The organism is Streptomyces brasiliensis, assembly GCF_014647875.1.
Taxonomy (GTDB): Bacteria; Actinomycetota; Actinomycetes; order Streptomycetales; family Streptomycetaceae; genus Streptomyces; species Streptomyces brasiliensis.
Window position 1 is genome coordinate 1 of sequence record NZ_BMQA01000231.1, and the last position, 1,187, is coordinate 1,187.

Here is a 1,187-nt window from a genome sequence, read left to right on the forward strand (position 1 = left end):
CTCGGCACGTTCCTGCGCGCCTTCACCTGGGGCCACGTACGCCAACTGGAGTCCGCGGCACGGGCGTTCACCTGCAATCTCGCGGCACACACCGGCCTGGTCCCCACCGGGGACGAGGTGGTGTTCGTCGACATCGACTCCAAGGTCAAGCAGGTCTACGGACCGGCCAAGCAGGGCGCCTCGTTCGGCTACACCAGACAGCGTGGCCTGCACTTCCAGATCGTCACCGTCAAGACCGCAACCTGCGCGCCGGTCATCGTGGCCACCAGGCTGCGCAAGGGCTCTGCCAACTCCGGCAAGGGCGCGGCGAGTCTGCTGCGCGAGGCACTGGCCACGGTGCGGGCGATGGGCATCACCGCTCAGATCATCGTGCGCGCCGACTCGGCGTACTTCTCGCACAAGGTGGTCGACGCGTGCCGGAAGGCGGGCGTGCACTTCTCGCTGGCCGTGGCGGTGAAGAAGACGATCCGCGAGGCGATCGCGGGCATGGACGAGTCCGCCTGGACACCGATCAAGTACACCAGCGCGGTGTGGGACGCCGCCGAGCAACGCTGGATCTCCGACGCGGAGATCGCCGAGGTCCCCTTCACCGCGTTCACCAGCAAGAAGAAGGCGTTCCACACCACCGCCCGGCTGATCGTGCGCCGCGTGAAGCGTCTGAACCCGAAGAGCGTGCCCGCGGGGCAGGCCGAGCTGTTCGGCGTCTGGCGCCACCACGTCATCTTCACCGACAGCCCGTTCGTCCTGGCCCAGGCCGAACCCATGCACCGCGAACACGCAGTCGTGGAGCAGGTCTTCGCCGATCTGGAAGACTCCGCGCTCGCCCACCTACCGTCGGGGAAGTTCACCGCGAACGCCGCCTGGCTCACCCTCGCAGCCACCGCCTACAACCTCACCCGGGCCGCCGGCCACCTCGCCTCCGTCTTCCACGCCAGAGCACGGACCGGCACCATCCGCCGCCACCTGATCAACATCCCTGCCCGGATTGCCACCGGCGCCCGCCGCCTCACCCTCCACCTGCCCAGGCACTGGCGCTGGCAGCACGACTTCACCGACCTGTGGACGGCAACCGGACAGCGCATGGCCACCTGACCCACGCGACCGCCCCTGCCCGCCCACGACCCGAAAGACCCTGGAGACCCCGCACCGGACGGCCACCCGGCGATCACTGCTGCCCGCACCCCGAA

Annotated in this window: 1 protein-coding gene; it reads left to right on the forward strand. The window is 69.2% G+C overall.

From position 1 onward, the window contains the following. Positions 1–1,092 (forward strand): IS1380 family transposase (locus IEZ19_RS49920; protein ID WP_189317977.1); only part of this gene is annotated, 1,092 nt, incomplete at its 5' end. Positions 1,093–1,187 lie beyond the last annotated feature (95 nt).